This window comes from Enterobacter sp. QK-SA4, assembly GCF_056856775.1.
In genome coordinates, this window is the sequence record NZ_JBXFXH010000007.1 from 3,629,059 (window position 1) to 3,655,391 (window position 26,333).

General features: G+C 57.4%; 23 protein-coding genes and 1 other annotated feature. Of the genes, 10 read left to right on the top strand and 13 right to left on the bottom strand.

Features of this window, described 5'->3' with window-relative positions:
- Window positions 1-63 precede the first annotated feature (63 nt).
- Genes AC1VYI_RS19155 through AC1VYI_RS19165 form a run of 3 tightly spaced genes read left to right on the top strand, consistent with a single transcriptional unit; the run spans window position 64 to window position 2,323 of the window.
- Window positions 64-915: a hypothetical protein gene (locus AC1VYI_RS19155; RefSeq protein ID WP_134866727.1), complete on the top strand. Its 852-nt coding sequence runs from the start codon at window positions 64-66 to the stop codon at window positions 913-915.
- Between the two features lie 44 nt (window positions 916-959).
- On the top strand, window positions 960-1,874 hold the full coding sequence (locus AC1VYI_RS19160) for an SPFH domain-containing protein (protein WP_023310620.1): 915 nt from the start codon (window positions 960-962) through the stop codon (window positions 1,872-1,874).
- The gene (locus AC1VYI_RS19165; RefSeq protein ID WP_023310619.1) at window positions 1,871-2,323 is read left to right on the top strand and encodes an NfeD family protein; all 453 of its coding nucleotides are present in this window, start codon (window positions 1,871-1,873) and stop codon (window positions 2,321-2,323) included. Before AC1VYI_RS19160 ends, AC1VYI_RS19165 begins: the two co-directional genes overlap by 4 nt.
- Here the strand turns inward: AC1VYI_RS19165 and cueR are convergent.
- Window positions 2,320-2,730: a Cu(I)-responsive transcriptional regulator gene (gene cueR / locus AC1VYI_RS19170; protein WP_023310618.1), complete on the bottom strand. Its 411-nt coding sequence runs from the start codon at window positions 2,728-2,730 to the stop codon at window positions 2,320-2,322. The genes AC1VYI_RS19165 and cueR overlap by 4 nt on opposite strands.
- Window positions 2,731-2,838: 108 nt before the next feature.
- Between cueR and copA the strand changes: the two genes are divergently transcribed.
- From copA to ybaK, 3 genes are all read left to right on the top strand, one after another.
- Entirely contained in the window at window positions 2,839-5,337 is a 2,499-nt protein-coding gene (copA, locus tag AC1VYI_RS19175; protein WP_134866728.1) for a copper-exporting P-type ATPase CopA, read from the top strand.
- Window positions 5,338-5,387: 50 nt separating this feature from the next.
- Window positions 5,388-6,182: a TraB/GumN family protein gene (locus AC1VYI_RS19180; protein ID WP_134866729.1), complete on the top strand. Its 795-nt coding sequence runs from the start codon at window positions 5,388-5,390 to the stop codon at window positions 6,180-6,182.
- A 199-nt stretch (window positions 6,183-6,381) separates the two neighbouring features.
- Complete coding sequence (gene ybaK / locus AC1VYI_RS19185) at window positions 6,382-6,861, top strand: Cys-tRNA(Pro)/Cys-tRNA(Cys) deacylase YbaK (protein ID WP_134866730.1); 480 nt, start codon at window positions 6,382-6,384, stop codon at window positions 6,859-6,861.
- A 121-nt stretch (window positions 6,862-6,982) separates the two neighbouring features.
- On the opposite strand, the gene ushA is transcribed toward ybaK, so the two are convergent.
- Window positions 6,983-8,635, bottom strand: a complete 1,653-nt coding sequence (ushA, locus tag AC1VYI_RS19190) for a bifunctional UDP-sugar hydrolase/5'-nucleotidase UshA (RefSeq protein ID WP_023310614.1) — start codon at window positions 8,633-8,635, stop codon at window positions 6,983-6,985.
- A gap of 169 nt (window positions 8,636-8,804) precedes the next feature.
- On the opposite strand from ushA, the gene AC1VYI_RS19195 reads away from it, so the two are divergent.
- Both AC1VYI_RS19195 and ybaL read left to right on the top strand, forming a co-directional pair.
- Window positions 8,805-10,013: an MFS transporter gene (locus AC1VYI_RS19195; protein ID WP_045356441.1), complete on the top strand. Its 1,209-nt coding sequence runs from the start codon at window positions 8,805-8,807 to the stop codon at window positions 10,011-10,013.
- 229 nt (window positions 10,014-10,242) lie between these two features.
- Entirely contained in the window at window positions 10,243-11,919 is a 1,677-nt protein-coding gene (ybaL, locus tag AC1VYI_RS19200; protein ID WP_059446552.1) for a YbaL family putative K(+) efflux transporter, read from the top strand.
- A gap of 91 nt (window positions 11,920-12,010) precedes the next feature.
- Here the strand turns inward: ybaL and AC1VYI_RS19205 are convergent, their stop codons facing one another.
- The 9 genes from AC1VYI_RS19205 to AC1VYI_RS19245 form a co-directional block, all read right to left on the bottom strand.
- A complete protein-coding gene (locus AC1VYI_RS19205; protein ID WP_023310611.1) occupies window positions 12,011-13,315 on the bottom strand; it encodes an inosine/guanosine kinase in 1,305 nt (434 codons plus the stop codon).
- Between the two features lie 62 nt (window positions 13,316-13,377).
- On the bottom strand, window positions 13,378-14,340 hold the full coding sequence (gene hemH / locus AC1VYI_RS19210; RefSeq protein WP_023310610.1) for a ferrochelatase: 963 nt from the start codon (window positions 14,338-14,340) through the stop codon (window positions 13,378-13,380).
- 124 nt (window positions 14,341-14,464) lie between these two features.
- Window positions 14,465-15,109, bottom strand: coding sequence for an adenylate kinase (adk, locus tag AC1VYI_RS19215; RefSeq protein WP_006809841.1), 645 nt, complete (start codon window positions 15,107-15,109; stop codon window positions 14,465-14,467).
- Window positions 15,110-15,303: 194 nt separating this feature from the next.
- On the bottom strand, window positions 15,304-17,178 hold the full coding sequence (htpG, locus tag AC1VYI_RS19220; RefSeq protein WP_059446554.1) for a molecular chaperone HtpG: 1,875 nt from the start codon (window positions 17,176-17,178) through the stop codon (window positions 15,304-15,306).
- Window positions 17,179-17,288: 110 nt separating this feature from the next.
- Window positions 17,289-17,894, bottom strand: coding sequence for a recombination mediator RecR (recR, locus tag AC1VYI_RS19225; RefSeq protein ID WP_023310608.1), 606 nt, complete (start codon window positions 17,892-17,894; stop codon window positions 17,289-17,291).
- Complete coding sequence (locus AC1VYI_RS19230) at window positions 17,894-18,226, bottom strand: YbaB/EbfC family nucleoid-associated protein (RefSeq protein WP_003858972.1); 333 nt, start codon at window positions 18,224-18,226, stop codon at window positions 17,894-17,896. Before AC1VYI_RS19230 ends, recR begins: the two co-directional genes overlap by 1 nt.
- Window positions 18,227-18,279: 53 nt before the next feature.
- Window positions 18,280-20,208: a DNA polymerase III subunit gamma/tau gene (gene dnaX / locus AC1VYI_RS19235; protein WP_134866731.1), complete on the bottom strand. Its 1,929-nt coding sequence runs from the start codon at window positions 20,206-20,208 to the stop codon at window positions 18,280-18,282.
- Window positions 18,886-18,950, bottom strand: a sequence feature (DnaX frameshifting element). It overlaps the preceding gene by 65 nt.
- Before the next feature lie 88 nt (window positions 20,209-20,296).
- On the bottom strand, window positions 20,297-20,848 hold the full coding sequence (apt, locus tag AC1VYI_RS19240) for an adenine phosphoribosyltransferase (RefSeq protein ID WP_000127359.1): 552 nt from the start codon (window positions 20,846-20,848) through the stop codon (window positions 20,297-20,299).
- Between the two features lie 150 nt (window positions 20,849-20,998).
- Window positions 20,999-21,376 carry a DUF454 family protein gene (locus tag AC1VYI_RS19245; RefSeq protein WP_029741960.1) on the bottom strand — a complete coding sequence of 126 codons (378 nt, stop codon included), beginning with the start codon at window positions 21,374-21,376 and terminating at the stop codon, window positions 20,999-21,001.
- Window positions 21,377-21,426: 50 nt separating this feature from the next.
- Here AC1VYI_RS19245 and priC point away from each other — a divergent pair, with 50 nt between their 5' ends.
- Together priC and rsmS are read left to right on the top strand one after the other, a co-directional pair.
- Window positions 21,427-21,954 carry a primosomal replication protein N'' gene (gene priC / locus AC1VYI_RS19250; RefSeq protein ID WP_226483446.1) on the top strand — a complete coding sequence of 176 codons (528 nt, stop codon included), beginning with the start codon at window positions 21,427-21,429 and terminating at the stop codon, window positions 21,952-21,954.
- A gap of 14 nt (window positions 21,955-21,968) precedes the next feature.
- Complete coding sequence (rsmS, locus tag AC1VYI_RS19255) at window positions 21,969-22,154, top strand: pleiotropic regulatory protein RsmS (RefSeq protein ID WP_023310604.1); 186 nt, start codon at window positions 21,969-21,971, stop codon at window positions 22,152-22,154.
- A 4-nt stretch (window positions 22,155-22,158) separates the two neighbouring features.
- On the opposite strand, the gene mscK is transcribed toward rsmS, so the two are convergent.
- Both mscK and acrR read right to left on the bottom strand, forming a co-directional pair.
- Window positions 22,159-25,506, bottom strand: a complete 3,348-nt coding sequence (gene mscK, locus AC1VYI_RS19260; protein ID WP_134866733.1) for a mechanosensitive channel MscK — start codon at window positions 25,504-25,506, stop codon at window positions 22,159-22,161.
- A 113-nt stretch (window positions 25,507-25,619) separates the two neighbouring features.
- Entirely contained in the window at window positions 25,620-26,273 is a 654-nt protein-coding gene (gene acrR, locus AC1VYI_RS19265; RefSeq protein WP_134866734.1) for a multidrug efflux transporter transcriptional repressor AcrR, read from the bottom strand.
- Window positions 26,274-26,333: the final 60 nt, after the last annotated feature.

Sequence of the window (26,333 nt, forward strand, 5' to 3'; positions counted from 1 at the left end):
AAAGCAAGTGTTAAACTTTTTGTTTGTCATTTGTCTCCACCATCACTACAGGAAGTAAGCAGCATGGCACATATCTTTTATGAGTTTCCTTCCCTGAAGCCTGGTGTTCCTGATGTCGAAACATTAATGGAAGTCATCAAATCTTCGGAACTCACGCGTTTTGTCATTGGTGCAGAGGTGGTGGATTTTGTTAAGAAGGCGCTCATCGTGAACACCACGATTGGCAGTTTCAAAAATTGCTATTTCGCCTTCGGCAACGGGACACACTTCCTGGAATTTGACGGCAAGGGAAAATCAAAACGTTTCAATGAAGTACCCGACTGGTTCGTCTCTCCGGCTGAATTTTCTCGTACCCAGTGGCTTATCAACCACGATCTTGCGGATGTAAAGGCCACCCAATTCATTGACGTGCTGATGTCCTACCCGCTGAAAGAGCGCCGTGCGCACTGTAATTTGTTATTCGGACTGGAGCTGGAAAAGGTGAATGCGGTTCCGGCCGCAGCGTCAGCCGCAGGGAAAATCGGCAATAAAAACGGCAAAACGACCAAACCGCGCGTGACCGATCTGGGATCGTTTGAATTGTTCAGCCAGTTCTTTGCGCGCATGAAAACCGCCGTGCTGGCAGATGAGTTTCCCACCCTGCAGGTCCTGACGGGCATGGATAACCTGACTAAAGCGCCGCATAATTTAAAGCAGGGTATCAGGACGTGGTTCAAGGCCATCGCGGGCGACCTTCCTCCCAATAACAAACGCGTAGAAGCGGGGAATGCCGTTCTGTTCTGCGCCCCTATCCGCGAACAGATCCAGCGTATCGAAGCGCTGGGGCTGGAGAAGTACTACCAGGGATTATCGAAAGCCATTGCCGAAGCGGGTGATGGATTCATCTTTGACTTTACCTATACTTACGAGCAATAAACACACACTTTCACTCATCACAGCATGCAAAACAGGAGGTTTTTATGCTTATCGTTGTTCCTGTCCTTATTTTCGTTGCGCTGGTTATCGTGGGCGCAGGCGTCAAAATTGTCCCTCAGGGCTATCAGTGGACCGTCGAGCGTTTCGGTCGCTACACCAATACCCTCCAGCCGGGCTTAAGCCTGATTGTTCCGTTCATGGACCGGATTGGTCGCAAGATCAACATGATGGAACAGGTACTGGACATTCCTTCTCAGGAGATCATCTCCAAGGATAACGCCAACGTCACCATCGACGCCGTCTGCTTTATTCAGGTGATTGATGCGCCGAAAGCGGCCTATGAGGTCAGCAACCTGGAGCTGGCCATCGTCAACCTGACGATGACCAACATCCGTACCGTGCTCGGCTCGATGGAGCTGGACGAGATGCTTTCCCAGCGTGACAGCATCAATACCCGCCTGCTGCACATTGTCGATGAGGCAACCAACCCGTGGGGGATCAAGGTCACCCGTATCGAGATCCGCGACGTGCGTCCGCCGGCTGAGCTGATCGCCTCCATGAACGCCCAGATGAAAGCCGAGCGAACCAAGCGCGCCTACATTCTGGAAGCCGAAGGGGTGCGTCAGGCGGAGATCCTCAAAGCGGAAGGTGAAAAACAGTCGCAGATCCTGAAAGCGGAAGGCGATCGTCAGTCCGCGTTTTTACAGGCAGAAGCGCGTGAACGTTCGGCAGAAGCGGAAGCCCGCGCCACTCAGATGGTTTCCGAGGCAATCGCCGCCGGTGATATCCAGGCCGTGAACTACTTTGTCGCGCAAAAATATACCGACGCGCTAAAACAGATTGGCTCCGCGAACAACAGCAAAGTGGTGATGATGCCGCTGGAGGCCAGCAGCCTGATGGGCTCTATCGCCGGTATTGCCGAACTGATCAAAGACAGCGGAAACGAGCGTAAAAAATGATTGAGCTGATCGCTGCACATCCTCATGCCTTCTGGCTAAGCCTCGGCGGCTTATTGCTGGCGGCGGAGATGCTGGGCGGCAACGGCTACCTGCTCTGGAGCGGTGTTGCCGCCGTCATTACGGGCCTTCTGGTCTGGATCCTTCCGCTGGACTGGGCGTGGCAGGGTGCGCTATTTGCCGTGCTGACGCTGGTGGCCGCGTGGCTGTGGTGGCGCTGGCTAAACCGGCGGGTTAACGAGCAAAAACCGCTGGACGCGCACCTCAACCAGCGCGGACAGCAGATTGTCGGCAAGCGTTTTACGCTCGACACCGCGCTGGTAAACGGGCGCGGGCACATGCGCGTGGGCGACAGCTCGTGGCCGGTGGTCGCCGACGACGACCTCAGCGCCGGCACGCGGGTTGAGGTCATTGCGGTGGAAGGCATTACCCTGCGGGTGAAAGCCTGCTAAGCAGAAGCCTTACGATGACAGCAGCCGGCAAGATTGTCGATAATCGGGCAGTCGGCGCTGTCATCCCCCGGACAGGATTCCGCGAGCTGCAGCAGCTGTTCGCGCATCGCCTGCAGCTCAATGATGTGGCGTTCAATCTCGGCCACTTTTTCCAGCGTGCGTTTTTTCACGTCGGCGCTGTGACGCTTCGGATCGTTGAACAGATTTACCAGCTCGCCGCACTCTTCCAGATTAAAACCGACCTGTCTTGCCTGGCGCAGCAGCGTCAGCTCATCCAGATGCAGCTGCGTGTAGCTGCGGTAGCCGTTTTCGCTGCGCAGCGGCGGCGTCACCAGCCCCTTCTCTTCATAAAAGCGAATCGCTTTGCTGGTTAAGCCGGTTTTTTTTGCCACGTCACTGATATTCACATTTCCCCCTTGACCTTCCCCTTGATGGAAGGTTTAACCTTCATAACAGTTAGCGAAAAGCGTTACTCCGGTCAACTACTGACCAGTTCATTATACGGGAGTTTTGTTATGTCTCACACTATCGACCTGACGCTGGACGGCCTCTCATGCGGCCACTGCGTCAAACGCGTTAAAGAAAGCCTGGAACAGCGCCCTGACGTTGAAAGCGCTGACGTGACTATCGATCATGCCGCCGTAACAGGCAGCGCCAGCGCGGATGCGCTGATTGATACCATCAAGCAGGCCGGTTACGGGGCGGAGTTAAGCCACCCAAAGGCTAAACCGCTGGCAGAGTCATCATCCCCGTCGGAAGCGCTGACAGCGGCCACTCCTGAGCTTCCGGCTGCTGATGATATTGACGACAGCCAACAGCTGCTGATCAACGGCATGAGCTGCGCCAGCTGCGTCTCCCGGGTACAAAACGCCTTGCAGGCCGTACCGGGCGTCGCGCAGGCACGGGTAAACCTCGCGGAGCGCACTGCGCTGGTGATGGGCAGCGCCTCCGCCGCAGATTTAGTGCAGGCCGTTGAAAAAGCGGGCTACGGCGCGGAGGCCATCGAAGATGATGCCGAACGCCGCGAGCGCCAGCAGGAAACGGCTATCGCCACCATGAAGCGCTTCCGCTGGCAGGCGATTGTCGCCCTGCTGGTGGGTATTCCGGTGATGGTGTGGGGCATGATGGGTGACAACATGATGGTCACCGCTGACAACCGCACGCTGTGGCTGGTGATTGGCCTGATTACCCTTGCGGTGATGGTGTTTGCAGGCGGGCATTTTTACACTAGCGCCTGGAAGAGCCTGAAAAACCGCACCGCGACGATGGATACGCTGGTGGCGCTCGGTACCGGCGCGGCGTGGCTCTATTCGATGAGCGTGAACGTCTGGCCCCAGTGGTTCCCAATGGAGGCGCGCCATCTCTACTATGAAGCGAGCGCGATGATTATCGGCCTGATTAACCTGGGCCATATGCTGGAAGCCCGCGCCCGTCAGCGCTCCTCGAAAGCGCTGGAAAGATTGCTTGATTTAACCCCGCCGACGGCCCGCGTGGTCACGGACGAGGGGGAGAAAAGCGTCCCGCTGGCGGAAGTTCAGCCCGGCATGACGCTGCGCCTGACGACGGGCGATCGCGTTCCCGTTGACGGCAAGATAACCCAGGGCGAAGCCTGGCTGGATGAAGCGATGCTGACCGGCGAGCCCATTCCCCAGCAGAAAACAGACGGCGACGCCGTTCATGCGGGTACGGTGGTGCAGGACGGCAGCGTGCTGTTTACCGCCAGCGCCGTCGGCAGCCACACGACGCTGTCGCGTATTATCCGCATGGTGCGTCAGGCCCAGAGCAGCAAGCCGGAAATTGGCCAGCTTGCAGACAAAATCTCGGCCATTTTTGTGCCGGTGGTGGTCGGCATTGCCCTGCTGAGCGCGGCGATCTGGTATTTCTTCGGCCCGGCACCGCAGATTGTTTACACCCTGGTGATCGCCACCACGGTGCTGATCATCGCCTGTCCTTGCGCCCTTGGCCTGGCGACGCCGATGTCAATTATCTCCGGCGTAGGCCGCGCGGCCGAATTTGGCGTACTGGTGCGGGACGCGGACGCGCTGCAGCGGGCCAGCACCCTCGACACGCTGGTGTTTGATAAAACCGGCACGCTGACCGAAGGCAAACCGCAGGTGGTGGCCGTCACTACCTCAGGCATCGCGCAAGAGGAGGCGCTGCGTCTCGCCGCCGCGCTGGAGCAAGGATCCAGCCATCCGCTGGCGCGCGCCATTCTCGATAAAGCCAATGCATCTGCCCTGCCGCAGGTGAGCAATTTCCGCACCCTGCGCGGGCTCGGCGTCAGCGGTGAAGCAGAAGGCCACGCGCTGCTGCTGGGTAACCAGGCATTGCTCAATGAAAACGGTATTGATATCGCCGAGCTGGAAAGCGAGCTGAAGGCGCAGGCGTCTCAGGGCGCCACGCCGGTTCTGCTGGCGATAGATGGCAAAGCCGCCGCGCTGCTGGCCGTGCGCGATCCGCTTCGCCAGGACAGCGTGGACGCCCTGCAGCGTCTGCACCGTGCGGGCTATCGTCTGGTGATGCTGACCGGGGACAATCCGACAACGGCCAACGCCATCGCGAAAGAAGCCGGAATTGATGAGGTCATTGCAGGCGTGCTGCCGGACGGTAAAGCGGACGCCATCAAGAAGCTGCAAAGTCAGGGTCGTCAGGTGGCGATGGTCGGCGACGGCATCAACGATGCCCCGGCGCTGGCCCAGGCGGACGTGGGGATTGCCATGGGCGGCGGGAGCGATGTCGCCATCGAAACCGCTGCGATTACGCTGATGCGCCATAGCCTGATGGGCGTTGCCGACGCGCTGGCCATTTCAAAAGCCACGCTGCGCAACATGAAGCAGAACTTACTGGGAGCGTTCGTCTATAACACCCTCGGTATCCCAATCGCGGCCGGGATTTTATGGCCGCTGACCGGCACGCTGCTTAACCCGGTGGTCGCGGGCGCGGCGATGGCGCTCTCCTCCATTACCGTGGTGAGCAACGCCAACCGTCTGCTGCGCTTTAAACCGAAGGATTGAACCTTGTACCCGTACGCGCTAGCATGAACCTTTCCATTCATGGAGCGCGTATGGGTCTGTTTAATCGTATAAAAGCATCGTTTCGCGCCCTCTTTCCTCGCCGTTACGCCTGGCCCGGTCTGGATATCTCTCTCCCCGGCGGGCAGCACCTGCATCTGGTCGGCAGCATCCATATGGGTACACAGGATATGTCTCCCCTGCCACCCGGGCTGATTAAACTGCTGAAACGCGCCGACGCGCTGGTCGTTGAGGCGGACATTTCGGGTCAGGAGTCGCCGTTTGCCGGGCTCGAAAGCGATCTCAGCCTGGCGGAACGTCTGGATGATGCCCGGCTTGCCGAACTGACGCGCGTCGCGGATGAAACCGGCGTGTCGCTCTCCATGATTGACACCCTGCCGCTCTGGCAAATTGCGATTGTGCTGCAGGCCACGCAGGCGCAGCGTCTGGGACTGCGCGGTGACTACGGCATTGATTATCAGCTGCTGAACGCGGCAAGGGCGCGCAGCCTGCCCGTCATCGAGCTGGAAGGGACGGACAGCCAGATTGCGCTTCTGCGACACCTTCCCGACGACGGCCTGATGCTGCTAGATGATACGTTGACCCACTGGCACACCAACGCGCGCCTGCTGCAGACCATGATTGGCTGGTGGCTGGACGCGCCGCCTGCGGACGGCAAGCTGGCGTTACCGTCGACGTTCAGCGAATCGCTGTATGATGTGCTGATGAACGCGCGTAACAAAGCCTGGCAAGAGACGCTGCATGCTTTGCCCGCGGGGCATTACGTGGTGGCGGTTGGGGCGTTACATTTGTACGGGGAAGGGAATTTGCCGTCACTGTTGAAATAAAAAAATGGCCAATATTTCTATTGGCCCGTCAAAGAGGAATTTCATCGTTTTTATTATGCCGAAGGAGACCTTCGGTTGAGCCGATTGTCGCTCAAAGTGACCATCACTGCCAATACTATTGCGCAAGATGGTGCTATTTTTTAGACAAACGTCAGGCGTATGCTGTGGGCATGATTTGTCTGTCGTAAGAAGGATAGCTATGACTCCCGCCGTTAAATTACTCGAAAAAAACAACATTTCTTTCCGGATCCACACTTACGATCACGATCCGCATGAAACTAACTTTGGTGATGAAGTGGTGCGCAAGCTGGGGCTTAATGCGGACCAGGTTTATAAAACGCTGCTTGTGGCGGTGAATGGCGATATGAAACACCTCGCCGTCGCGGTTACTCCGGTGGCGGGACAGCTGGATCTGAAGAAAGTCGCCAAAGCGCTGGGGGCGAAGAAGGTGGATATGGCGGATCCGATGGTGGCGCAGCGCACCACGGGCTATCTGGTGGGCGGGATCAGTCCGCTCGGGCAGAAAAAACGCCTGCCGACGCTGATTGATGCCCCTTCACAGGAGTTTGAAACCATCTTTATATCCGGCGGCAAACGCGGGCTGGATATCGAGCTGGCGGCGGGTGACCTGGCGAAAATGCTGGACGCGAAGTTTGCGGATATTGCGCGCCGGGATTGAGAAAATAGCCCGGTGGCGGCTGCGAGGTAAAAGCAAAACGGTAACAGGCGTTACCGTTTTTTGTGTTCGCACCCTCTCCCGGTGGGAGAGGGTTGGGGTGAGGGCATCAGGCCGCACACCACTACTGCCAGCTCACCTCACCTTTCGGCTCGTAGGCATTCACGTCAATCGGCGAATTCTGCTCGATAAACTGCTTCAGCACTTCCGCATCAATAAAGCCGGTATTCACGTATCCCGGTTTGTTATCAATGTGCGGATAGCCGTCGCCGCCGGTGGCGTTAAAGCTTAACGTCGCCAGACGGTACGTTTTAGCCGGGTCAACCGGTTCGCCTTTGATCTTCAGGTCATTAAGCTTGCCGTCTTTCGCGACGAAGCTGACGTTAGCAAACTGCGGATAGGCCCCGGAATCCGGCTTCATCTGCGCCACGGCGGTCAGGTAGTCAATCACCTCTTTCCCGCTCATGTCCGCATAGACCACCACGTTGCCGAACGGCTGCACCTTCAGGACGTCTTTATAGGTAATGTTTCCGCCCTCGATGGAATCACGAATACCGCCGCCGCTCATCACGCCGAAGTCAGCGCCGGTACGCGCCATTTGCGCCGCCAGCACCAGGTGGCCCATGTTGGTCTGCACGAAGCGAACTTTACTGCGGTCCCCCTCCAGACGACCGTTCAGCGTGCCGATTTTCACGTCCAGCTGCGCCTTGCCTTTGTTCTGGAACGGCGTCAGCAGGGAGAGCATCTGCTGGTTTTCAGCGATCTCTGGCGTGTAGAGTACGCGCTCACTTTTCCCGTCCGGGTAGGTGACTTTCTTCTTCAGGTTGACCGGGATGAGCTGATAATGAACCAGCTTCATTTCGCCGTTACGGAACTCGAAATCCGCCCGGCCGACGTATTTGCCCCACTCGTGCGCCTGAACAATCCAGATACCGTTCTGACGGTCCGGCGCGCACGGCGTGCCCGGCACGTAGTCCACCTGCTTTTTGTTCTCCGAGGCCATGCACACCGGATCCTGTGAGTGACCGCCCACAATCATTGCCAGCGAGCCCGCAGGCAGGCTGCGCGCCATTTCCACGTCGCCGGGCGCGTTAGAGCCGTGCTCGCCGTTGTCGTAGTGCCCCATATGCGTGGTGGCGATAATCACGTCCGGCTTCTCGTTTTGCTGCAGCTCCTGGATTACCAGCTTCGCTTCGTCTGCCGGTTTGCGGAATTCGATATCGGTAAAGAACTCGGGGTTGCCAATTTTCGCCGTATCGTCAGTGGTTAAGCCGATGACCGCAATTTTCAGATCCTGGCGCTTAAACAGCGCCCACGGCTTAAACAGACGTTCGCCGGTGCTTTTCTGGTAAATATTGGCGGAGAGGAAGGGAAATTTGGCCCATTTTTCCTGCTGACGCAGCACGGTCAGCGGATTATCGAACTCGTGGTTACCCACGGCCATCGCGTCGTAGCCAATCAGGTTCATGCCGCGAAAATCAGGTTCCGCGTCCTGTAAATCGGATTCCGGCACGCCGGTATTGATATCGCCTCCCGACAGCAGCAGCACGCTGCCGCCCTGGGCCGCCACCTCTTTACGAATGCCGTCCACCAGCGTTTTTTGTGCCGACAGGCCATATTCGCCGTATTCGCTGCGCCAGAAATGACCGTGGTGATCGTTGGTATGCAGAATGGTGATTTTATAGGTTTTGTCTTTTTCATACGCCTGCGCGGGCAGGCTTACCAGGCCCCATGCGGCGATGAGCGCCAGCGCGACGCCCCGCTTCATTAACTTCATCTTCTCTCTCCCTGACCAATAGACAAAGGCAAAAATTACAGTGACTAACAAGAATAGACAAATAAGTTTTCAGAATTGCGACTTTCTTCAAATGTCCCGGGCGGGTATGTTAGTCGGATAATAATTACACCCTGCATCTCTAATAACGAAAAACGTGGTACTTCTCTCTATGGCAATCAGTGAATCAACCCAGCCCGTTCCGGGCGCGCCGACGTCGCGCACCTCCTTTAAAGTCTTAGGCGCAATCAGTCTCTCGCACCTGCTCAACGATATGATCCAGTCGTTGATTCTGGCCATTTATCCGCTGCTGCAGTCCGAGTTCTCACTCACCTTCGTGCAGATCGGGATGATCACCCTGACCTTCCAGCTGGCTTCCTCACTGCTGCAGCCGGTGGTCGGCTACTGGACGGATAAATATCCGATGCCGTGGTCGCTGCCGATAGGCATGTGCTTCACCCTAAGCGGGCTGGTGCTGCTGGCCATGGCGGGGAGCTTTGAAGCCGTGCTGATTGCCGCCGCGCTGGTGGGCACCGGCTCGTCCGTTTTCCATCCGGAGTCTTCCCGCGTGGCGCGCATGGCCTCCGGGGGACGTCACGGTCTGGCGCAGTCTCTCTTCCAGGTGGGCGGTAACTTTGGTAGCTCTCTCGGCCCGCTGCTGGCCGCGGTGATTATTGCCCCTTATGGTAAAGGCAACGTGGCCTGGTTTGTGCTGGCCGCGCTGCTGGCGATCATCGTGCTGGCGCAGATCAGCCGCTGGTATGCCGCTCAGCATCGCGTGAATAAAGGTAAACCTAAAGCGAAGGTTATCAATCCCCTGCCGCGCAACAAGGTTATCCTGGCGGTTTCCGTGCTGCTGGTACTGATTTTCTCGAAATACTTCTATATGGCGAGCATCAGCAGCTATTACACCTTTTATCTGATGCAAAAATTCGGATTATCGGTACAGAATGCGCAGATCCACCTGTTTGCCTTCCTGTTCGCCGTCGCGGCCGGTACGGTTATTGGCGGGCCTGTGGGTGATAAGATTGGGCGTAAATATGTCATTTGGGGCTCTATCCTCGGCGTGGCGCCGTTTACCCTTATTTTGCCGTACGCCAGCCTTGAATGGACGGGGATTTTAACCGTGATCATTGGTTTTATCCTCGCATCCGCCTTTTCCGCCATTCTGGTCTATGCCCAGGAGCTGCTGCCTGGCCGTATCGGTATGGTTTCCGGGCTCTTTTTCGGTTTCGCCTTCGGCATGGGCGGGCTTGGAGCAGCGGTTTTAGGGATGGTGGCGGATCACACCAGCATCTTCCTGGTTTATAAAATCTGCGCTTTCCTGCCGCTTCTTGGGATGTTGACCATATTCCTGCCTGATAACCGTCATAAAGCGTAAATTACGGGTAGCCAAAGTTTAACTTTGGCTACCTGATGCCCTGATGCCATAAGGGTTTCTTCTTCATCCCCTCGCTTAATTTATCAAAACGCGCTTTTTTACGTGCATATTGCTGTTTTATTCAAACTTCAACAATAATTCATAAACATAAGGGTAAAAATTGTCATAAACTATTACTCGGTTTTTTGGTTTTCGCCAAAAAGGAACACCCACAACGAAAGGAGACGGAATGCACCACGCCACACCGCTTATCACCACCATTGTTGGTGGACTTGTGCTCGCTTTTATCCTCGGCATGATTGCCAATAAGCTGCGTATTTCTCCTCTTGTCGGCTATCTGTTAGCGGGTGTACTGGCGGGACCGTTTACGCCAGGCTTCGTGGCGGATACCAAACTGGCCCCTGAGCTGGCGGAATTGGGCGTGATTCTGCTGATGTTTGGCGTCGGCCTGCACTTCTCCCTGAAGGATCTGATGGCGGTAAAGTCGATCGCCATACCGGGAGCGATCGCCCAGATTGGGGTGGCGACGCTGCTGGGGATGGCGCTTTCGGCGGTGCTGGGCTGGTCGTTAATGACCGGTATCGTATTTGGGCTGTGTCTCTCAACCGCCAGTACCGTGGTGCTGCTGCGCGCGCTTGAGGAGAGACAGCTGATAGACAGCCAGCGCGGGCAAATCGCGATAGGCTGGCTGATTGTGGAAGACCTGGTCATGGTCCTGACGCTGGTGCTGCTGCCAGCCGTCGCCGGGATGATGGAAAAAGACAACGTCGGCCTGGCCTCGCTGGCGCTGGATATGAGTATCACCATCGGTAAGGTGGTGGCGTTTATCGCCATCATGATGCTGGTGGGACGCCGTCTGGTGCCGTGGATCATGTCCCGCAGCGCGGCAACCGGCTCCCGCGAGCTGTTTACCCTCTCCGTGCTGGCGCTGGCGCTGGGTATCGCTTTTGGTGCCGTAGAGCTGTTTGATGTCTCCTTTGCCCTGGGCGCGTTCTTCGCCGGGATGGTGCTGAACGAATCCGAGCTGAGCCACCGCGCGGCGCACGACACTCTGCCGCTGCGCGATGCCTTCGCCGTGCTGTTCTTCGTCTCCGTCGGGATGCTGTTTGACCCGATGGTCCTGATTCACCAGCCGCTGGCCGTGCTGGGTACGCTGGCGATCATCATCTTTGGTAAGTCGCTCGCCGCCTTCTTCCTGGTGAGAATGTTCGGCCACTCCCCTCGTACGGCGTTGACCATCGCCGCCAGCCTGGCGCAGATCGGTGAGTTCGCCTTTATTCTGGCCGGTCTGGGCATGGCCCTGAACCTGCTGCCGCAGGCGGGACAAAACCTGGTGCTGGCGGGGGCGATCCTGTCGATTATGCTGAACCCGGTGCTGTTTGCCCTGCTGGAAAAATACCTCGATAAAACCGAAACGCTGGAAGAACAGACGCTCGAAGAGGCCATCGAAGAAGAGAAGCAGATCCCTGTGGATATTTGCAACCACGCCCTGCTGGTCGGCTTTGGCCGCGTGGGCAGCCTGCTCGGTGAGAAACTAATGGCGCAGGGCATTCCGCTGGTGGTGATTGAGACCTCACGCACCCGCGTCGACGAGCTGCGCGAGCGCGGGATTCGTGCGGTGCTGGGCAATGCGGCAAACGAAGAGATCATGAATCTGGCGCATCTGGACTGCGCGCGCTGGCTGCTGCTGACCATACCTAACGGCTATGAAGCGGGCGAGATTGTGGCTTCCGCGCGCGCGAAGTGCCCAACGATTGAGATAATCGCCCGGGCGCACTATGACGACGAGGTGGAGTACATTACCGAGCGCGGGGCAGATAAGGTGGTGATGGGCGAGCGCGAGATTGCCAATACCATGCTGACGCTGCTGGAGAAACCGCCGGTTGAAGAGGCTGTGACGGGGTAAGTTGGTGCGGCCTGATGCCCTCACCCTGACCCTCTCCCTCTGGGAGAGGGAACAAACACTAAAAACGGCAACCAGGGTTACCGTTTTGCTTTTATCTGTCCCAGTAGGCCTCTTCGAGGCTGTCTTCCCGTTCCGGCAGCCCACGCGTTAAGCGCGGAGAGTGCTGGTTCAGCACCTGATAGCTCACGCGGTTGGCATATTTACACACCTGCGCCAGCGAGGAATAGGTCAGCCAGCTGAACTTGTGCTTGCTGGAGTTCGGCACGTTGGTTTTGTGGTAGGCGTTCGCGGTGATGTCGTGTAGCAGCGCGGCCAGCGCGCCGTCGCCCGCACCGTTGGTGTTCATGATCTTCTCCGGCCCGCCCATGTATGGCGCGATATGAGAGTAGATACGCAGCGGATTCAGGCAATCTTTGTAGCGCATGCCGCGGCTGAACTCGTACTGGTTGAACTCGGCAATCGCACCGGGCAGCAGCGGGTGCTGGGTTTTGCGCTTGCTCTCTTCTTCCGTGAAGCCCGCCATGTACAGCCCAACCGGGCCGGCGGTGCAGAGCACCAGATCAACCCAGTCCAGCGCTTTGTCAGACGCCAGCAGCGGATCGCTTTCGCCGGTCAACGCTTCGGCCTCTTCTTCGTTCATCGCCAGAATCGAGACGTGCTCTTTCAGGAACGCCTGCCACCACTCCGGGTTATCGGCGATAACAAATTTCGTGCCCAGCGTCAGAACGACAGGCACGTTGTATTTCTTCGCGTACTCGATCGCCTTCATGGTCGCTTCCGGCATCGGCTCGCCCGGCTTACAGCGCACCAGGTAGGAGGTCAGCACCAGCGCCGAGGCGCCCGCAATCACCTCTTCCGGAATACTTTCGGCGCGCAGCTTGTTCATATGACCCGGGCTGATGGCAAAAGTACGCTCGCCGGAATCGCTAATCAGCGTAAAGCAGCGGCCAATAGGCCCGTCGACGCCCTGAAGGTAGTTCAGATCGGTACGGCTGGAGGTGTTGCAGAGATAGCGGTAGGCATAGCCACCGATTTCAATATTGCTGCACATCACGCCGAGCAGCACCGAGCGGTCGTCGGCCAGCACGGAGTAGTTATGCATGGTATTGCCGATGGTGCCACCGGCGAACTGATGGGTAATCAGGTTTTCGCGCACCAGCTCCTGGTACAGCGCTTCGGCAACGTCGTCCTCAATCACCAGCGAGTGACCGGCGCTCAGACCGTAACGGGCGACAAACGCATCATCCACTTTCGCTTCAATGTCTACCAGCGTCTGATCGATACCGACGACCCATGCCGCGCTGGTTTCGTTTTCAGGCTGGATTTGCTGCAGGAGCGGATCGCGGGCATCGACGGGGAAGTAGTGTTTGGATTTGCGTTTACCGGGAAATTTCATGGTCTGAACTGTACGAAGAATATGGGCCGGGAATGGTAGCACAAACCCGGCCCGGAGTGCGATCAGCGGCTGTTCGTTACCAGCGAGACCATCATGTCGATATGCTCAGGCGAGTCGTTAAGCGCCGGAATGTACTCGTACTTTTCGCCGCCAGCCTCAAGGAAAAATTCCCGGTTTTGCACCGCGATCTCCTCCAGCGTTTCCAGACAGTCAGCCGAGAAGCCCGGCGACATCACCTGAATGTGCTTCACGCCCTTCTCACCCAGCATTTTGAGGGTTTCATCGGTGTACGGCGTCAGCCACGGCTCGCGGCCGAAACGCGACTGGAAGGTCATCATCACCTTCTCCGGCGGCAGGCCAAGGGCGGAGACCAGCTCGCGCGTGGTATCGCGGCAGCGCTGCGGATAATCATCCCCTTCATTGGCGAAACGCTGCGGGATCCCGTGATAGGAAAGGAGCAGCAGATCCGGCTCGCCGTGCTTTTCAAACGACGCGCGCGCGCTGTTGGCAAGCGCCTTGATGTAGAGATCGTTATCCGCATAGTCGCGAATAAAGGTCACGCCCGGAATGCGGCGGCGGGTCGCCAGAATGCGGGCCAGCTCGTCCCAGACGGCGGCCACCGTCGAGCAGGAGTATTGCGGGTAGAGCGCCAGCACGACGATATGGTCCACGCCCTGCGCCAGCAGTGATTCCACCGCGCTTTGCAGGGACGGTTTTCCGTAGCTCATGCCGAGCGCGACGGGCATATCCGGCAGGCGGGCGGCCAGCGCTTTTTCCTGGCGACGGCTGTAAACCATCAGCGGCGAGCCCTCTTCCATCCAGACGGACTGATAGAGTTTGGCGACGCGCGGAGAACGAATCGGCAGAATGACGCCACGCAGCAGCGGCCACCACAGCAGTCTCGGGAAATCCACGACGCGCGTGTCGCTTAAAAATTGTCGCAGGTAGCGTTTTACCGCGTCTGATGTAGGTGCTTCTGGAGTGCCCAGATTGGCAAGCAGGATGCCGGTTTTCGCCTGACTCATTCACGCCTCTTAACCATTTGATAGGTTGTCAATTGTAGCGGAAATGCGTTTAAACGAAACCCATTGCTGTAATAGGTAAGATGAGAATATTTCTCACCCGGGAGCCCGGGTGAGAGGCGCGCGATTAGCCGAGGATTTTTTCCAGCTCTGCACGTACGTCAGCCACGGCTTTGGTGCCGTCAACTTTGGCGTATTTGGTGTTACCCGCCTGCGCTTCTTTGGTGTAGTAGCCGATCAGCGGCGCGGTCATCTGATGGTATTCCACCAGGCGTTTACGCACGGTCTCTTCCTGATCGTCTTTACGGGTGGTCAGCTCTTCGCCGGTCACGTCGTCTTTGCCTTCAACCTTCGGTGGGTTGAATTTGATGTGGTAAACGCGGCCAGAAGCAGCGTGTACGCGACGGCCAACGATACGGTCAACGATCAGCTCGTCCGGCACGTCGAACTCCAGAACGTAGTCCACGTTGATGCCCGCTTCTTTCATGGCGTCAGCCTGAGGAATGGTGCGCGGGAAGCCGTCCAGAAGGAAACCGTTACGGCAATCTTCCTGAGCAATGCGCTCTTTGACCAGAGCAATAACCAGCTCGTCGGTCACCAGCTTGCCTGCGTCCATGATGTCTTTCGCTTGTTTACCCAGCTCGGAGCCAGATTTTACAGCGGCGCGCAGCATGTCACCGGTGGAGATTTGCGGAATACCGTATTTCTCCATGATGAACTGAGCCTGAGTTCCTTTACCCGCGCCCGGAGCGCCAAGCAGAATAATACGCATTGCGAAAATCCCCTCAAAAGTCGTTTCAATTTTTCAAAAGCGCTAAACAATACCACCAGAACGGGCATCGCTCAAGGAAGGCGGGAAGGCTGAAACGGTTAACGAGGGGAGATTATTTGGGTTAGTGTGGTCTGGTGCCCTCACCCCGGCCCTCTCCCACGGGAGAGGGAGAAGGCCAGGGGAGGCGTGCTCAATTACGCCAGCAGCAGCGCATTCACACGTTTAATGAACAGGTTAGGATCTTCCAGCGTGCCGCGCTCGGCCAGCAGGGACTGATCCAGCAGCAGTTCAACCCACTCGGCAAAGCGGGCGTCGTCCTGGGTATCCGCCGCGCGTTTCACCAGAGGATGATCCGGATTAAGCTCAAAGATATATTTCACTTCCGGTACCGCCTGGCCCGCCGCAGCGAACAGCTTCGCCATCTGAGTACTCATTTCGTCGGCATCGGTGGTGACAATCGCCGGAGTGTCGGTCAGACGGTGCGTGAAGCGCACCTCTTTCACGCGCTCGCCCAGCAGGGTTTTCACGCGCTCAACGAACGGCTCCAGCGCCTTCTCTGCTTCTTTCGCGCTTTCGTCCACTTCATCCGCCAGCTTGTCGATGGATTCGTCGGCTTTGGCAACAGACTGGAAGGATTTACCGTCGAACTCGGTCAGGTAGTTCATCATCCACTCGTCGATGCGGTCAGAAAGCAGCAGCACTTCGATGCCTTTCTTACGCAGCAGCTCCAGGTGCGGGCTGCTCTTCGCCGCCGCGTAGCTGTCAGCGGTGATGTAGTAGATCTTCTCCTGCCCTTCTTTCATGCGGGAGACGTACTCTTCCAGCGACACGGTCTGCGCGGAGGAGTCGGTGTGCGTAGAGGCGAAGCGCAGCAGTTTGGCGATGGTTTCAACGTTCGCGGTGTCTTCTGCCGGGCCTTCTTTCAGCACCAGGCCGAACTGTTTCCAGAAGGTCTGATATTTTTCAGCATCGTCTTTCGCCAGTTTTTCCAGCATCTGCAGCGCACGTTTGGTCAGGGCGTTGCGCAGGTTACGGGTGACGGTGCTGTCCTGCAGAATTTCACGCGAAACGTTCAGCGGCAGATCGTTGGAATCTATCAGACCGCGCACAAAGCGCAGGTAGTTCGGCATGAACTGCTCGGCGTCGTCCATGATGAACACGCGCTGCACGTACAGCTTCAGGCCGTGCTTGTGATCGCGGTTCCACATGTCCCACGGTGCCTGTGCCGGAATGTACAGCAGGCTGGTGTACTCCTGCTTACCTTCCACGCGGTTGTGGCTCCAGGTCAGCGGGTCGGTAAAGTCGTGGGCGATGTGCTTGTAGAATTCGTTGTACTCGTCGTCTTTAATCTCAGACTTGTTGCGCGTCCACAGCGCCTGCGCCTTGTTGATTTTCTCCCAGGAAACCACGGTTTCACCGTCTTTCTCTTCCTGTTTTTCAATCTCAACCGGCAGCGCGATGTGATCGGAGTATTTGCTGATGATGGAGCGCACGCGCCAGTCATTCAGGAAATCGTCTTCCCCTTCACGCAGGTGCAGGGTGATTTCGGTCCCGCGATCCGCCTTGGTGATGTCATCAACGGTGTACTCGCCTTCCCCTTTGGATTCCCACAGGACGCCGTTCTCGGCGCTGTCGCCTGCCGCACGGGTGCGCACGGTGACTTTGTCGGCCACAATAAACGCCGAGTAGAAGCCCACGCCGAACTGGCCGATGAGCTGGCTGTCTTTCGCCTGGTCAGAGCCCATGGACTCGAGGAACGCTTTGGTGCCGGATTTGGCGATGGTGCCGAGGTGGTCGATCACCTCGTCGCGGTTCATCCCGATGCCGTTATCGGCGATGGTCAGGGTGCGGTTCTCTTTATTGAACGAGACGCGCACGCGCAGCTCGCCGTCGCCTTCGTACAGGTCCGGGTTAGACAGCGCGCGGAAGCGCAGCTTGTCCGCCGCGTCCGAGGCGTTGGAAATCAGCTCACGCAGGAAAATTTCTTTGTTGGAATACAGGGAATGGATCATCAGGTGCAGAAGCTGTTTTACTTCTGACTGGAAACCACGGGTTTCTTGTCCTTTCATCTATGTCGACCTCAACAATGCCATTTAATGGGGTTTTAAAACGTTGAGTGAGAGATGGGGATAAGGGGGGGAATTTTCAAGCGGAGGCCGCGCGCGCAGCCTCCGTTTGGTCAGAAAATAATCTTGTGTCGCCCGGCCAGAGAGTGCGACAGCGTGGTGCCGTCGACCATTTCCAGCTCGCCGCCCACCGGCACGCCGTGGGCGATGCGACTGGCGTCAACGCCGTACTGCGAGCACAGTTCGGCGATGTAGTTGGCGGTTGCCTCCCCTTCCACCGTTGGGTTGGTGGCGAGGATCACCTCTTTGATGGTTTCGGACTCAAGACGCTGTTCAAGGCGATCAAGACCGATATCATCCGGGCCAATACCGTCCAGCGGGGAGAGATGCCCCATCAGCACGAAGTAGCGGCCGGAAAACTGCCCGGTTTGTTCGATGGCGTAGATGTCCGCCGGACTCTCCACCACGCAAATCTGACCGTTTTCCTGACGACGCGGGTTCGTACAGATGTTACACACCTCCTGCTCGGTAAAAGTGCGGCAATCCGCACAGTGACCAATTTCTGACATGGCGCGGGTTAAAGCCTGCGCCAGGCGCATCCCGCCGCTGCGGTCGCGCTGCAATAGCGTAAACGCCATGCGCTGCGCCGACTTCGGGCCAACGCCCGGCAGGCAGCGCAGTGCTTCCATTAACTGCGTGAGCAGCGGACTGGTTTGCATCAGAATGGCATCTTGAAGCCAGGCGGCAGCTGCATACCGCTGGAAACAGAGGCCATTTTCTCTTTCTGAGTTTCGTCGATACGGCGAGCGGCATCGTTAAACGCGGCTGCAACCAGATCTTCCAGCATCTCTTTGTCGTCTTCGAGCAGGCTCGGGTCGATTTCTACGCGACGGCAGTTGTGCGCACCGTTGATGGTCACTTTGACCAGCCCGGCACCGGACTCACCCGTGACTTCCAGCTGAGCGATCTCTTCCTGCATCTTCTGCATTTTTTCCTGCATCTGCTGAGCCTGCTTCATCAGGCCACCCAGACCGCCTTTTCCACCAAACATAGGCTTCTCTCTTTTTCACGTTTAAGGATTACAACCGTAAGTCAGACTCACGATCAAATGGGGCGAATACTCTCTTCATCCAGATCGGCGTCGAAGAACCGGCGCAGGGTCTGAATGTTGTTATCCGCAATAATCGCCTCGCGCGCCTGCGCGAGCTTTTCTTCATAAATGGCCTGGCGCCACTCGAGCGGCGTTTTCACTGCCGGATTATCATCTTCAATGATAGTCAATTCAACCGGTGCGCCCTGTAATGCGGTGAGCGCCTCCGCCAGCGCCTTTTGCGCGCCAGGGGAATTGAGGTGCCGCTGACCCGGACGCAGGTGCAAACGCACCTGATTGCCGTCCTGCTCTTTCCAGGCATTCAGCGCGACCTGCTCGACCAGCTTCGGCAGCTGGAGTTTGCTGACCTCGGCGGCCCAGGCGTCGCGCGCAATGGACTCTTCGGCAAGCTTCGCGGAAAGCTCCGGCGTTTTCTCATGCTCCAGCGCCTTTTTCAGCGCTTTCGGCGTGGCGACCTCTTCCTTCACCGTTTCAGTGATGGTGGTTGCCTTCCAGCGGTAAGCCTCTTCTTTCACCGGGGCTTTCTGCTCGAGCGCGGACGGTGCAGGACGCGACTGTACGCGCTCCGTTACCGAGGCCAGACGTTCAAGCGCGGCGTTGTTCACCGGCCGCGCTCTTCCTGGCGCTGCCGGTTCACTCTTTTTTGGTTTGGTTACTCCCTGCGCACGCTGCAGCTGGCTGCGTGCGGCAAGCACCGAACTGGTGGCATCCGACAGCGGAACGTTCTGCTGCTGCGGCGGCGTCGGCTGCGGCGGCACCTGCTGCGGCGACATCACCGCCGTAGGGGCGACCGGCGCGAAAGACTGCCGCGGCGCTTCCGGCTCCGGCAATGGCATGCGAGGATGGAACGCCAGCGCGCGCAGCAGCGTCATTTCAACGCCCATCCGTGGATCCGGCGCGAAAGGTAGCTCTTTCCGACCAATCAGCAGCGTCTGGTAATACAGCTGCACGTCGGCAGGCGGCACGGTGCGGGCAAGCTCACGCATCCGCTGTTCAATAGCGGCCATATCCGCACCGATGGCGGACGGAGAAAGCTGCAGCATCGCCACGCGGTGCAGCAGGCTGAGCATCTCAACCAGCAGCCCTTCCCATTCGATACCCCGGGCAGCGGCGGCATTCACCTGCGACATCACGCGTTCGCCGTTGGCGGCGATCATCGCTTCGATAAGCGACAGCGCCTGATCGTCATCCAGCGTGCCGAGCATGGTGCTGACCGCCTCGGTGGAGAGCTTGCCGTCACCGCTGGCAATCGCCTGGTCGGTCAGGCTGAGCGCATCACGCAGGCTGCCGTCCGCCGCGCGGGCCAGCAGCTGCAGGGCGCGCGGTTCGTGGACAATTTTCTCTTCATCAAGAATGTGCTCAAGCTGCGCGCGGATCTGCTCAACGTCCAGCGCCTTCAGGTGGAACTGCAGGCAGCGCGACAGGATGGTGACAGGCAGCTTTTGCGGATCGGTGGTCGCCAGCAGGAACTTCACGTGCGCGGGCGGCTCTTCCAGCGTTTTCAGCAGGGCGTTAAAGCTGTGGCGCGACAGCATGTGCACTTCATCGATCAGGTAGACCTTGAAGCGGCCGCGCGCCGGGGCGTACTGCACGTTATCGAGCAGATCGCGGGTATCTTCCACTTTGGTGCGCGAGGCGGCGTCGATCTCGATCAGATCGACAAAACGCCCCTGCTCGATCTCGCGGCAGTTATCACACACGCCGCACGGCGTGGCGGTGATCCCGGTTTCGCAGTTGAGACCTTTTGCCAGCAAACGGGCAATAGAGGTCTTACCGACGCCGCGGGTGCCGGAAAAAAGATAGGCGTGATGGATGCGACCTAGCGACAAGCCGTTCGCCAGGGCCGTCAGCACATGTTCCTGACCGACAACGTCAGCAAAGGTTTGTGGTCGCCATTTACGGGCTAACACCTGATAACTCATGGGCAGGCTCTGCAACGCTGGAAGGTGAATTTATGGAGGGGAATGCTATCACAACCTCACCCATTGAGCGAGGTTGTGAAAACCGGGATTAATGACCCGGGAAAGGCACCAGGCTGTAGCTGGTGATGCCCTGTTTTTCCAGGCGCTGTTCACCGCCGAGATCGAACAGGTTAATGATGAAGGCCGCGTCGGTCACTTCACCACCCAGACGACGGATCAGCTTCACGGTCGCTTCAATGGTGCCGCCGGTTGCCAGCAGATCGTCGACCACCAGCACCTTGTCGCCAGGCTTGATCGCATCAACGTGGATCTCCAGCTGATCGGTGCCGTACTCCAGCTCATAGCTCTCAGCAATGGTTTCACGCGGCAGTTTGCGCGGCTTACGCACCGGCACAAAACCCACGCCCATCGCCAGCGCAACCGGTGCGCCAAACAGGAAGCCACGGGCTTCGGTACCTACTACTTTGGTGATCCCGGCGTTTTTATAACGCTCGACCAGCAGTTCAATGCTGAGCGCGTACGCTTTCGGGTCTTCCAGCAAGCTGGTGACATCACGGAAAAGAATGCCAGGCTTTGGATAGTCCTGGATGCTTTTGATGCTGTTTTTCAGATATTCAAGCTGCTGTGCAGTTGCGGTCATCGGTTTTGCCTAAATGAAACAGTGTTACTCACAGCGCGCAACGAGTCGGCCAAGGCAACAATTGTTTAACCTTTGACCAGGCGCACCTGTGCTCGAAAACGGTCGAATTTACTGGCTGTGCGCAATAATTGCAACAGTCATGATAAGGCTTCAGTGCTTTTGTTGCTTTTCATCAACCACGGGGATCCGCCACATGAAGATAAGCAGGCAGGAGAGGATCGCCAGCAGAAGAATACGTACCCACATCATTTTCACCAGCCATAATGAAATAGCGAAGGTAATGAGGATCACCGCGATCGCGCGGGGCTTCGCGCCGGGCGGCATGGCCCGGTGTTTTTGCCAGTGCCGCAGATAGCCGCCAAACCACGAGCGATAGAGCAGCCAGTGGTGAAAACGCGGCGACGAGCGGGCGAAGCACCAGGCCGCCAGCAGGATAAACGGCGTGGTCGGCAGCAAGGGTAAAAACACGCCCAGCGTGCCAAGCACTACCGCGAGCCAGCCAATGATGATTAAAATAGTACGCTTCATAATGCGAATCGTTATCAAACTGAACGGCTACTTTACCACTGGAGAGCGCCTTGAAAACAGCACTGCTTCTTGAGAGGCTGCAAAATCAGCTCATTGCTCTGCGGGAGCAGGCTACACCGTTGATGGGGCACGCCACGCTGAAACCGCGCTTTGACCGGCAGCTTTTTCGTACCCGCAGCACCGTCATTCAGGATTATCTGGCAGAAGCGCAGACCAACCTCGACGAGCTTCGCCATGCGGTTGAGAGTGAACAGCAGGAACAGGTGGCGTGGCTTGCGGAGCATCTCACAGAGCAGATCACCGCTCTGCATCGCGAAATCGCCGCCTGGCCGCTGCGCGCCTGGGACAGCGCCTCTCCGGGGCTCGGTAAATGGCAGAGCAAGCGGCTGGAGAATCAGGAGTTTGAGCGCCGGCTGTTTGAGATGAAGCGCGAGCGCGAGACGCGGCTGAACAACAGCGAAACGCTGGAAGAGCAGCAGCTATTGATGCGCGAGATTAGCGCGCTGGAAGGACGCATCGTCCGCTGCCGTCAGGCGCTGGATGAGATTGAGCGCGTCATTGAACGTTTGACCCGTTAACAGGAGCCACACCCATGTCGCTGGAAAATGCACCCGATGAGGTCAAGCTGGCCGTCGATTTGATTATGCTGCTGGAGAATCATGAGATCCCCGCCGAAACGGTGCTTAAGGCGCTGGAGATTGTACGGCGGGATTTTGAAGCAAAGGTGAAGGCCTGTTGCCCTCACCCTAACCCTCTCCCACAGGGAGAGGGGAAATAATAGATTACGCCGGAGTCGGATCGTCACCCTTAATCTCGCGCTTCACTTCCGTATGCTCATCACCTTTCTCGTTGCGCAGGTGAACCTCAAGCTGGTTGAAGGCGATATTAATATCGTTTTCACGACACAGACGATCGATAGAGCGGTTAAGTTCATCCACCGTATAGCTGCGGTCGCGCAGCTCGCGCACGTACAAACGCAGCTCGTGATCCAGCGTGCTCGGCCCAAAGGTGGTGAAGAAGACCGCCGGAGCCGGATCGTGCATCACTTTCGGATGTTCTGACGCCGCCTTGAGCAGCACCTCTTTCACCTTCTCCAGATCCGATCCATAGGCTACGCCCAGGCGGATCACCACGCGCGTCACCGTATCGGAGAGCGACCAGTTGATCAGGCGCTCGGTCACGAACGCTTTGTTCGGGATGATCACCTCTTTGCGATCGAAGTCGGTGATGGTGGTGGCGCGAATACGGATCTTGCTGACCGTTCCCGAGAACGTGCCGATGGTGACGGTATCGCCGATTCGTACCGGACGTTCGAACAGGATGATCAGGCCGGACACGAAGTTACCGAAGATCTCCTGCAGGCCAAAACCAAGACCGACCGAGAGGGCCGCCGCCAGCCACTGCAGTTTATCCCACGAGACGCCAAGCGAGCCAAAGACCGTCATCGCCCCGACAATAATGATCACGTAGTTGAGGATCGTGGTAATGGCGTAGGACGCCCCCTGGCGAAGATTCAGACGTGACAGGAGCAGCACTTCAAGCAGGCCTGGCAGGTTGCGAATCAGCGCCCAGGCCACCACCGACGACACCAGCGCAAACAGCAGGCTGCCCATGGTCACGCTTTTCATGACCGCAGCGCCCGCTTCGGTACCGTTGTATTGCCAGAGGGTAATACTGTCGAGATAGGCGAAAACGGTAATAAGATCGGACCAGATAGCCCAGAACATCACCGCAAACAGGGCGATCATCACCAGCATGGTGATGCGCAGCGTCTGCTGGTTAACCTGCTCCAGGGCGATGGTCGGCTCTTCCTGCGGCTCCGCGCCTTCGGCCCCTTCTTTCACCTGATGCTGACGACGCGCGATAGCACGGCGATAGGCAATGCGGCGGGCCGCCACGCTCAGGCCACGCAGCACGGTCTGATAGAGCAGGTTCCAGACGATCACCAGATAGACCGTTTCAATCCAGCGACCGGACAGGCGCAGCGTGGTATAGAAGTAGCCCGTTGCCGTCAGCACCATCAGCGCCAGCGGAATGATCGCCAGCACCGTTACGGTGGCCAGGCGAATATTGTGGGACTCTTTATCACGCCAGCTGTCGCGGCACATCGGCCACATCAGGATCGCAATCAGCAGCAGGTTCAGCAGGATGACCAGCTGGCCCAGCACGTCATCCATCAGGTGCAGCGGAGAAAGCTCAGAGACAACCGACCAGAAGTGCAGCGGCAGGAGCGCCAGGCTAATGCGCACAATCTGACGACGCCAGTGGCTGGTCAGCTGCGCTGGCATGTTGAAATGACGCACCGCCACGCCGTCTTTTTCCAGCACCTTCCAGCACACGCCAAACACCAGCCAGAACAGCGCCAGTTTTTTACTAAACGCCCACAGCAGGTCGCTGACGTTGAGCTGCATGGTGAGCAGAATCAGGCCCACAGCCAGAATAATCAGGCACACCGGCAGGGCGCGGATGAGATCGATGAGAATCGCTTTTGGCGTGTGGAGCTGGCTATCGTTGCGCAGCTGCCCCACTTCGGAGGCCAGCTTCGCCTGGTATTTTTTCAGCCAGCCCAGACGCCAGCGGATCAGACCGGCAATCAGCAGCAGCGGTAAACCGGCCAGGAAAGCAATCATGACCGCAGGCCAGGCTTTCTCCCAGTTTACGGTGATCTTCATGCTCTTAATCTGCGTTTTCAGCGTCTCCGGGAAGGATTTGACCCAGTCCCAGTCCATCGGTTTATTGCTGTTCACCCAAAAAATCTGCTGGGTCAGGATCTCCTGCAGACTTTTCGAGACGCTCACCAGCTGCTGCTGGTTGATTTGCAGGTTAATGGCCATCATCAGCTGGTTGCCCAGCTGTTTGTTGAGCTGGTCCAGCAGCTCGCGACGCATATCGACGACCTGGAGCAGCGCGTCGTGCACTTCCGGGTTCACGTCGCTGGAATGCCCCTCTTCAATTTTGGCGACAAAGGCATCACTCTGGAAAAGGGCATCGCGCTGCTGGTTGACGTCAAACTGTTCCAGACGTAAATCCGCAATGCGGTTGGTCATGTCTTCCAGCTCATCGGCGGACGGGAGCGTCTGCTGCTGCTGGTAGAGAATACGCGACAGCAGGAGGCTGCCCTTCAGGACCGCAATCTGCTCTTTGATGTTGCGCTCAGCCTGCAGCGCGCGATCCAGCCAGTTCTTCACTTTGATATTTTGCTGAACCAGCGAGTTGCCGTTTTCCGTCGCCAGTATCAGGCGCTGGCTAAGCTGGTGGTTGGCCTCGAGCTCCTGTTTCACCAGCGGATTCGCCTGAATGCGGGCGGTTTCGTCAGGCGATACGGCCTCCTGGGCGGTTTTTTCCGTCAGGGTCAGGCGTTTGCTGTTTACCGCCTCCTGCAACAGCTGAAGCTGGTGTTCCAGGCGATTAATGTTCGCGGTGACGTAATCACGCTGTTTCTGAAGCGTGTCCTGCAGCACCGTATTCCCTTCCAGGCTTTTACGCTGCTGTTCGATTTGCGCATTGAGCAAGGTCTGCTGAACCAGCAGCAGGGTTTGCTGCGTCGGGCGCAGCGTACCTTCGCCTACCGTCGTGCCGTTCAGACGGTTGCGGATTTGCTGCAGCTGCTGAGACGCGGCGTACATCGCGTTTTGCACGCGCTCAGGCTGGGTCTGCAGAGAGACAAGCTGGCTGTTATACGTTGCAAGATCCGACTGCGCGGTTTGCAGGTCGTCGAGCAGTTGTGCGACGCGGGACTCCAGCTGGCGTAAGGAGAGCGTCGAGAGCGTCTTACGCGTCTCGTCGTCGTTATCCACATCGCTGAGAGCATTCAGCGCTTCGGTGGCCTTACGCATGTTTTCAGGCGCCTGCGCCACCTTCTGGCGAAGCTGGACGGTTTCCGCTTTAATGCGTTCAATTTTATCCAGCGTTTCCAGCGTTTCCGTCAGATCCTGCTGGACGAGTTTCTCCTGAGGGGAGAGATCTTTTTGTTTGTTCAGCGTGTCGAGCTGCGACTGAACATCGCCGCGCGAGGGAATATCGTTGCTGTTATCGGCGCGGGCCCAGGTCAGCGGCGCCGTAGCGAAGAAAAACAGCATCGCAAAGAGCAATGCAAAAACAGGATGTTGCGAGCGATTGATGGGCAGCATAGTTGTGAATGATGTCAGAAGATGACCGAAAATAGTCCGGCGTGAAGAATATCACGCTCGCTGAAAGCAGAATAGCGCGAACGTTATCCTCTGAGATAAATCCTGGAAAGGGATCAGGTCGTTAGCGAAGGCGCGTCGCTGCGCAGCGTGGGGCAGAGCTGTAGCATTTCCAGTAAAATCGCCACGTAGCTGCGGGCTTCCTCTTTGAGGTCAAAGGATTGCGGCGCGAAAAGCCAGTTTTCCATCAGACCTGAAATGTAGCTGCGCATCAGGATTGCCGCCCGTCGGGTCAAGAGATTGGCCGGTAACAGTTTTGCCTGCATACAGAGGTTAAGATTCTGTTCAATACGATCATAGCTCTCCAGGCTAAGGCTGCGTTGCGCCTGCTGCACCACCGCCATCTCGCCCACAAACTCGCATTTATGAAAAATAATCTCCATCATTAATCTGCGACGTTCTTCAACTACCGTTGCTTCAAGGATATATACTAATATTTCTCTCAATACTGAGAGTGGATCGTCAGGGAATTTTGCCCGATACTCACTCTCGAGATCGCTAATGCTGGACTCTGAAAGCTCCCAGATTTCACTGAACAGATCTGACTTATCTTTAAAATGCCAGTAAATCGCTCCTCGCGTCACACCGGCAGCCTGAGCAATCTGCGCCAGCGAGGTGGATGAAACACCCTGCTGCGAGAACAAACGTATTGCCACATCCAGAATGTGTTGTCGGGTTTCCAGCGCTTGTTGTTTAGTTTTTCGTGCCATAGGTGGGTGAATTTACAGGAGTCAGATTTACATACATTTGTGAATGTATGTACCATAGCA

Coding starts and splice junctions, on each gene's coding strand:
- AC1VYI_RS19230 (WP_003858972.1), bottom strand. CDS start 18,226: ATGTTTGGTGGAAAAGGCGGTCTGGGTGGCCTGATGAAGCAGGCTCAG.
- copA (WP_134866728.1), top strand. CDS start 2,839: ATGTCTCACACTATCGACCTGACGCTGGACGGCCTCTCATGCGGCCAC.
- adk (WP_006809841.1), bottom strand. CDS start 15,109: ATGCGTATTATTCTGCTTGGCGCTCCGGGCGCGGGTAAAGGAACTCAG.
- AC1VYI_RS19245 (WP_029741960.1), bottom strand. CDS start 21,376: ATGAAGCGTACTATTTTAATCATCATTGGCTGGCTCGCGGTAGTGCTT.
- AC1VYI_RS19155 (WP_134866727.1), top strand. CDS start 64: ATGGCACATATCTTTTATGAGTTTCCTTCCCTGAAGCCTGGTGTTCCT.
- AC1VYI_RS19160 (WP_023310620.1), top strand. CDS start 960: ATGCTTATCGTTGTTCCTGTCCTTATTTTCGTTGCGCTGGTTATCGTG.
- recR (WP_023310608.1), bottom strand. CDS start 17,894: ATGCAAACCAGTCCGCTGCTCACGCAGTTAATGGAAGCACTGCGCTGC.
- mscK (WP_134866733.1), bottom strand. CDS start 25,506: ATGCTGCCCATCAATCGCTCGCAACATCCTGTTTTTGCATTGCTCTTT.
- rsmS (WP_023310604.1), top strand. CDS start 21,969: ATGTCGCTGGAAAATGCACCCGATGAGGTCAAGCTGGCCGTCGATTTG.
- AC1VYI_RS19205 (WP_023310611.1), bottom strand. CDS start 13,315: ATGAAATTTCCCGGTAAACGCAAATCCAAACACTACTTCCCCGTCGAT.
- dnaX (WP_134866731.1), bottom strand. CDS start 20,208: ATGAGTTATCAGGTGTTAGCCCGTAAATGGCGACCACAAACCTTTGCT.
- ybaL (WP_059446552.1), top strand. CDS start 10,243: ATGCACCACGCCACACCGCTTATCACCACCATTGTTGGTGGACTTGTG.
- AC1VYI_RS19180 (WP_134866729.1), top strand. CDS start 5,388: ATGGGTCTGTTTAATCGTATAAAAGCATCGTTTCGCGCCCTCTTTCCT.
- AC1VYI_RS19165 (WP_023310619.1), top strand. CDS start 1,871: ATGATTGAGCTGATCGCTGCACATCCTCATGCCTTCTGGCTAAGCCTC.
- hemH (WP_023310610.1), bottom strand. CDS start 14,340: ATGAGTCAGGCGAAAACCGGCATCCTGCTTGCCAATCTGGGCACTCCA.
- apt (WP_000127359.1), bottom strand. CDS start 20,848: ATGACCGCAACTGCACAGCAGCTTGAATATCTGAAAAACAGCATCAAA.
- htpG (WP_059446554.1), bottom strand. CDS start 17,178: ATGAAAGGACAAGAAACCCGTGGTTTCCAGTCAGAAGTAAAACAGCTT.
- ybaK (WP_134866730.1), top strand. CDS start 6,382: ATGACTCCCGCCGTTAAATTACTCGAAAAAAACAACATTTCTTTCCGG.
- AC1VYI_RS19195 (WP_045356441.1), top strand. CDS start 8,805: ATGGCAATCAGTGAATCAACCCAGCCCGTTCCGGGCGCGCCGACGTCG.
- acrR (WP_134866734.1), bottom strand. CDS start 26,273: ATGGCACGAAAAACTAAACAACAAGCGCTGGAAACCCGACAACACATT.
- ushA (WP_023310614.1), bottom strand. CDS start 8,635: ATGAAGTTAATGAAGCGGGGCGTCGCGCTGGCGCTCATCGCCGCATGG.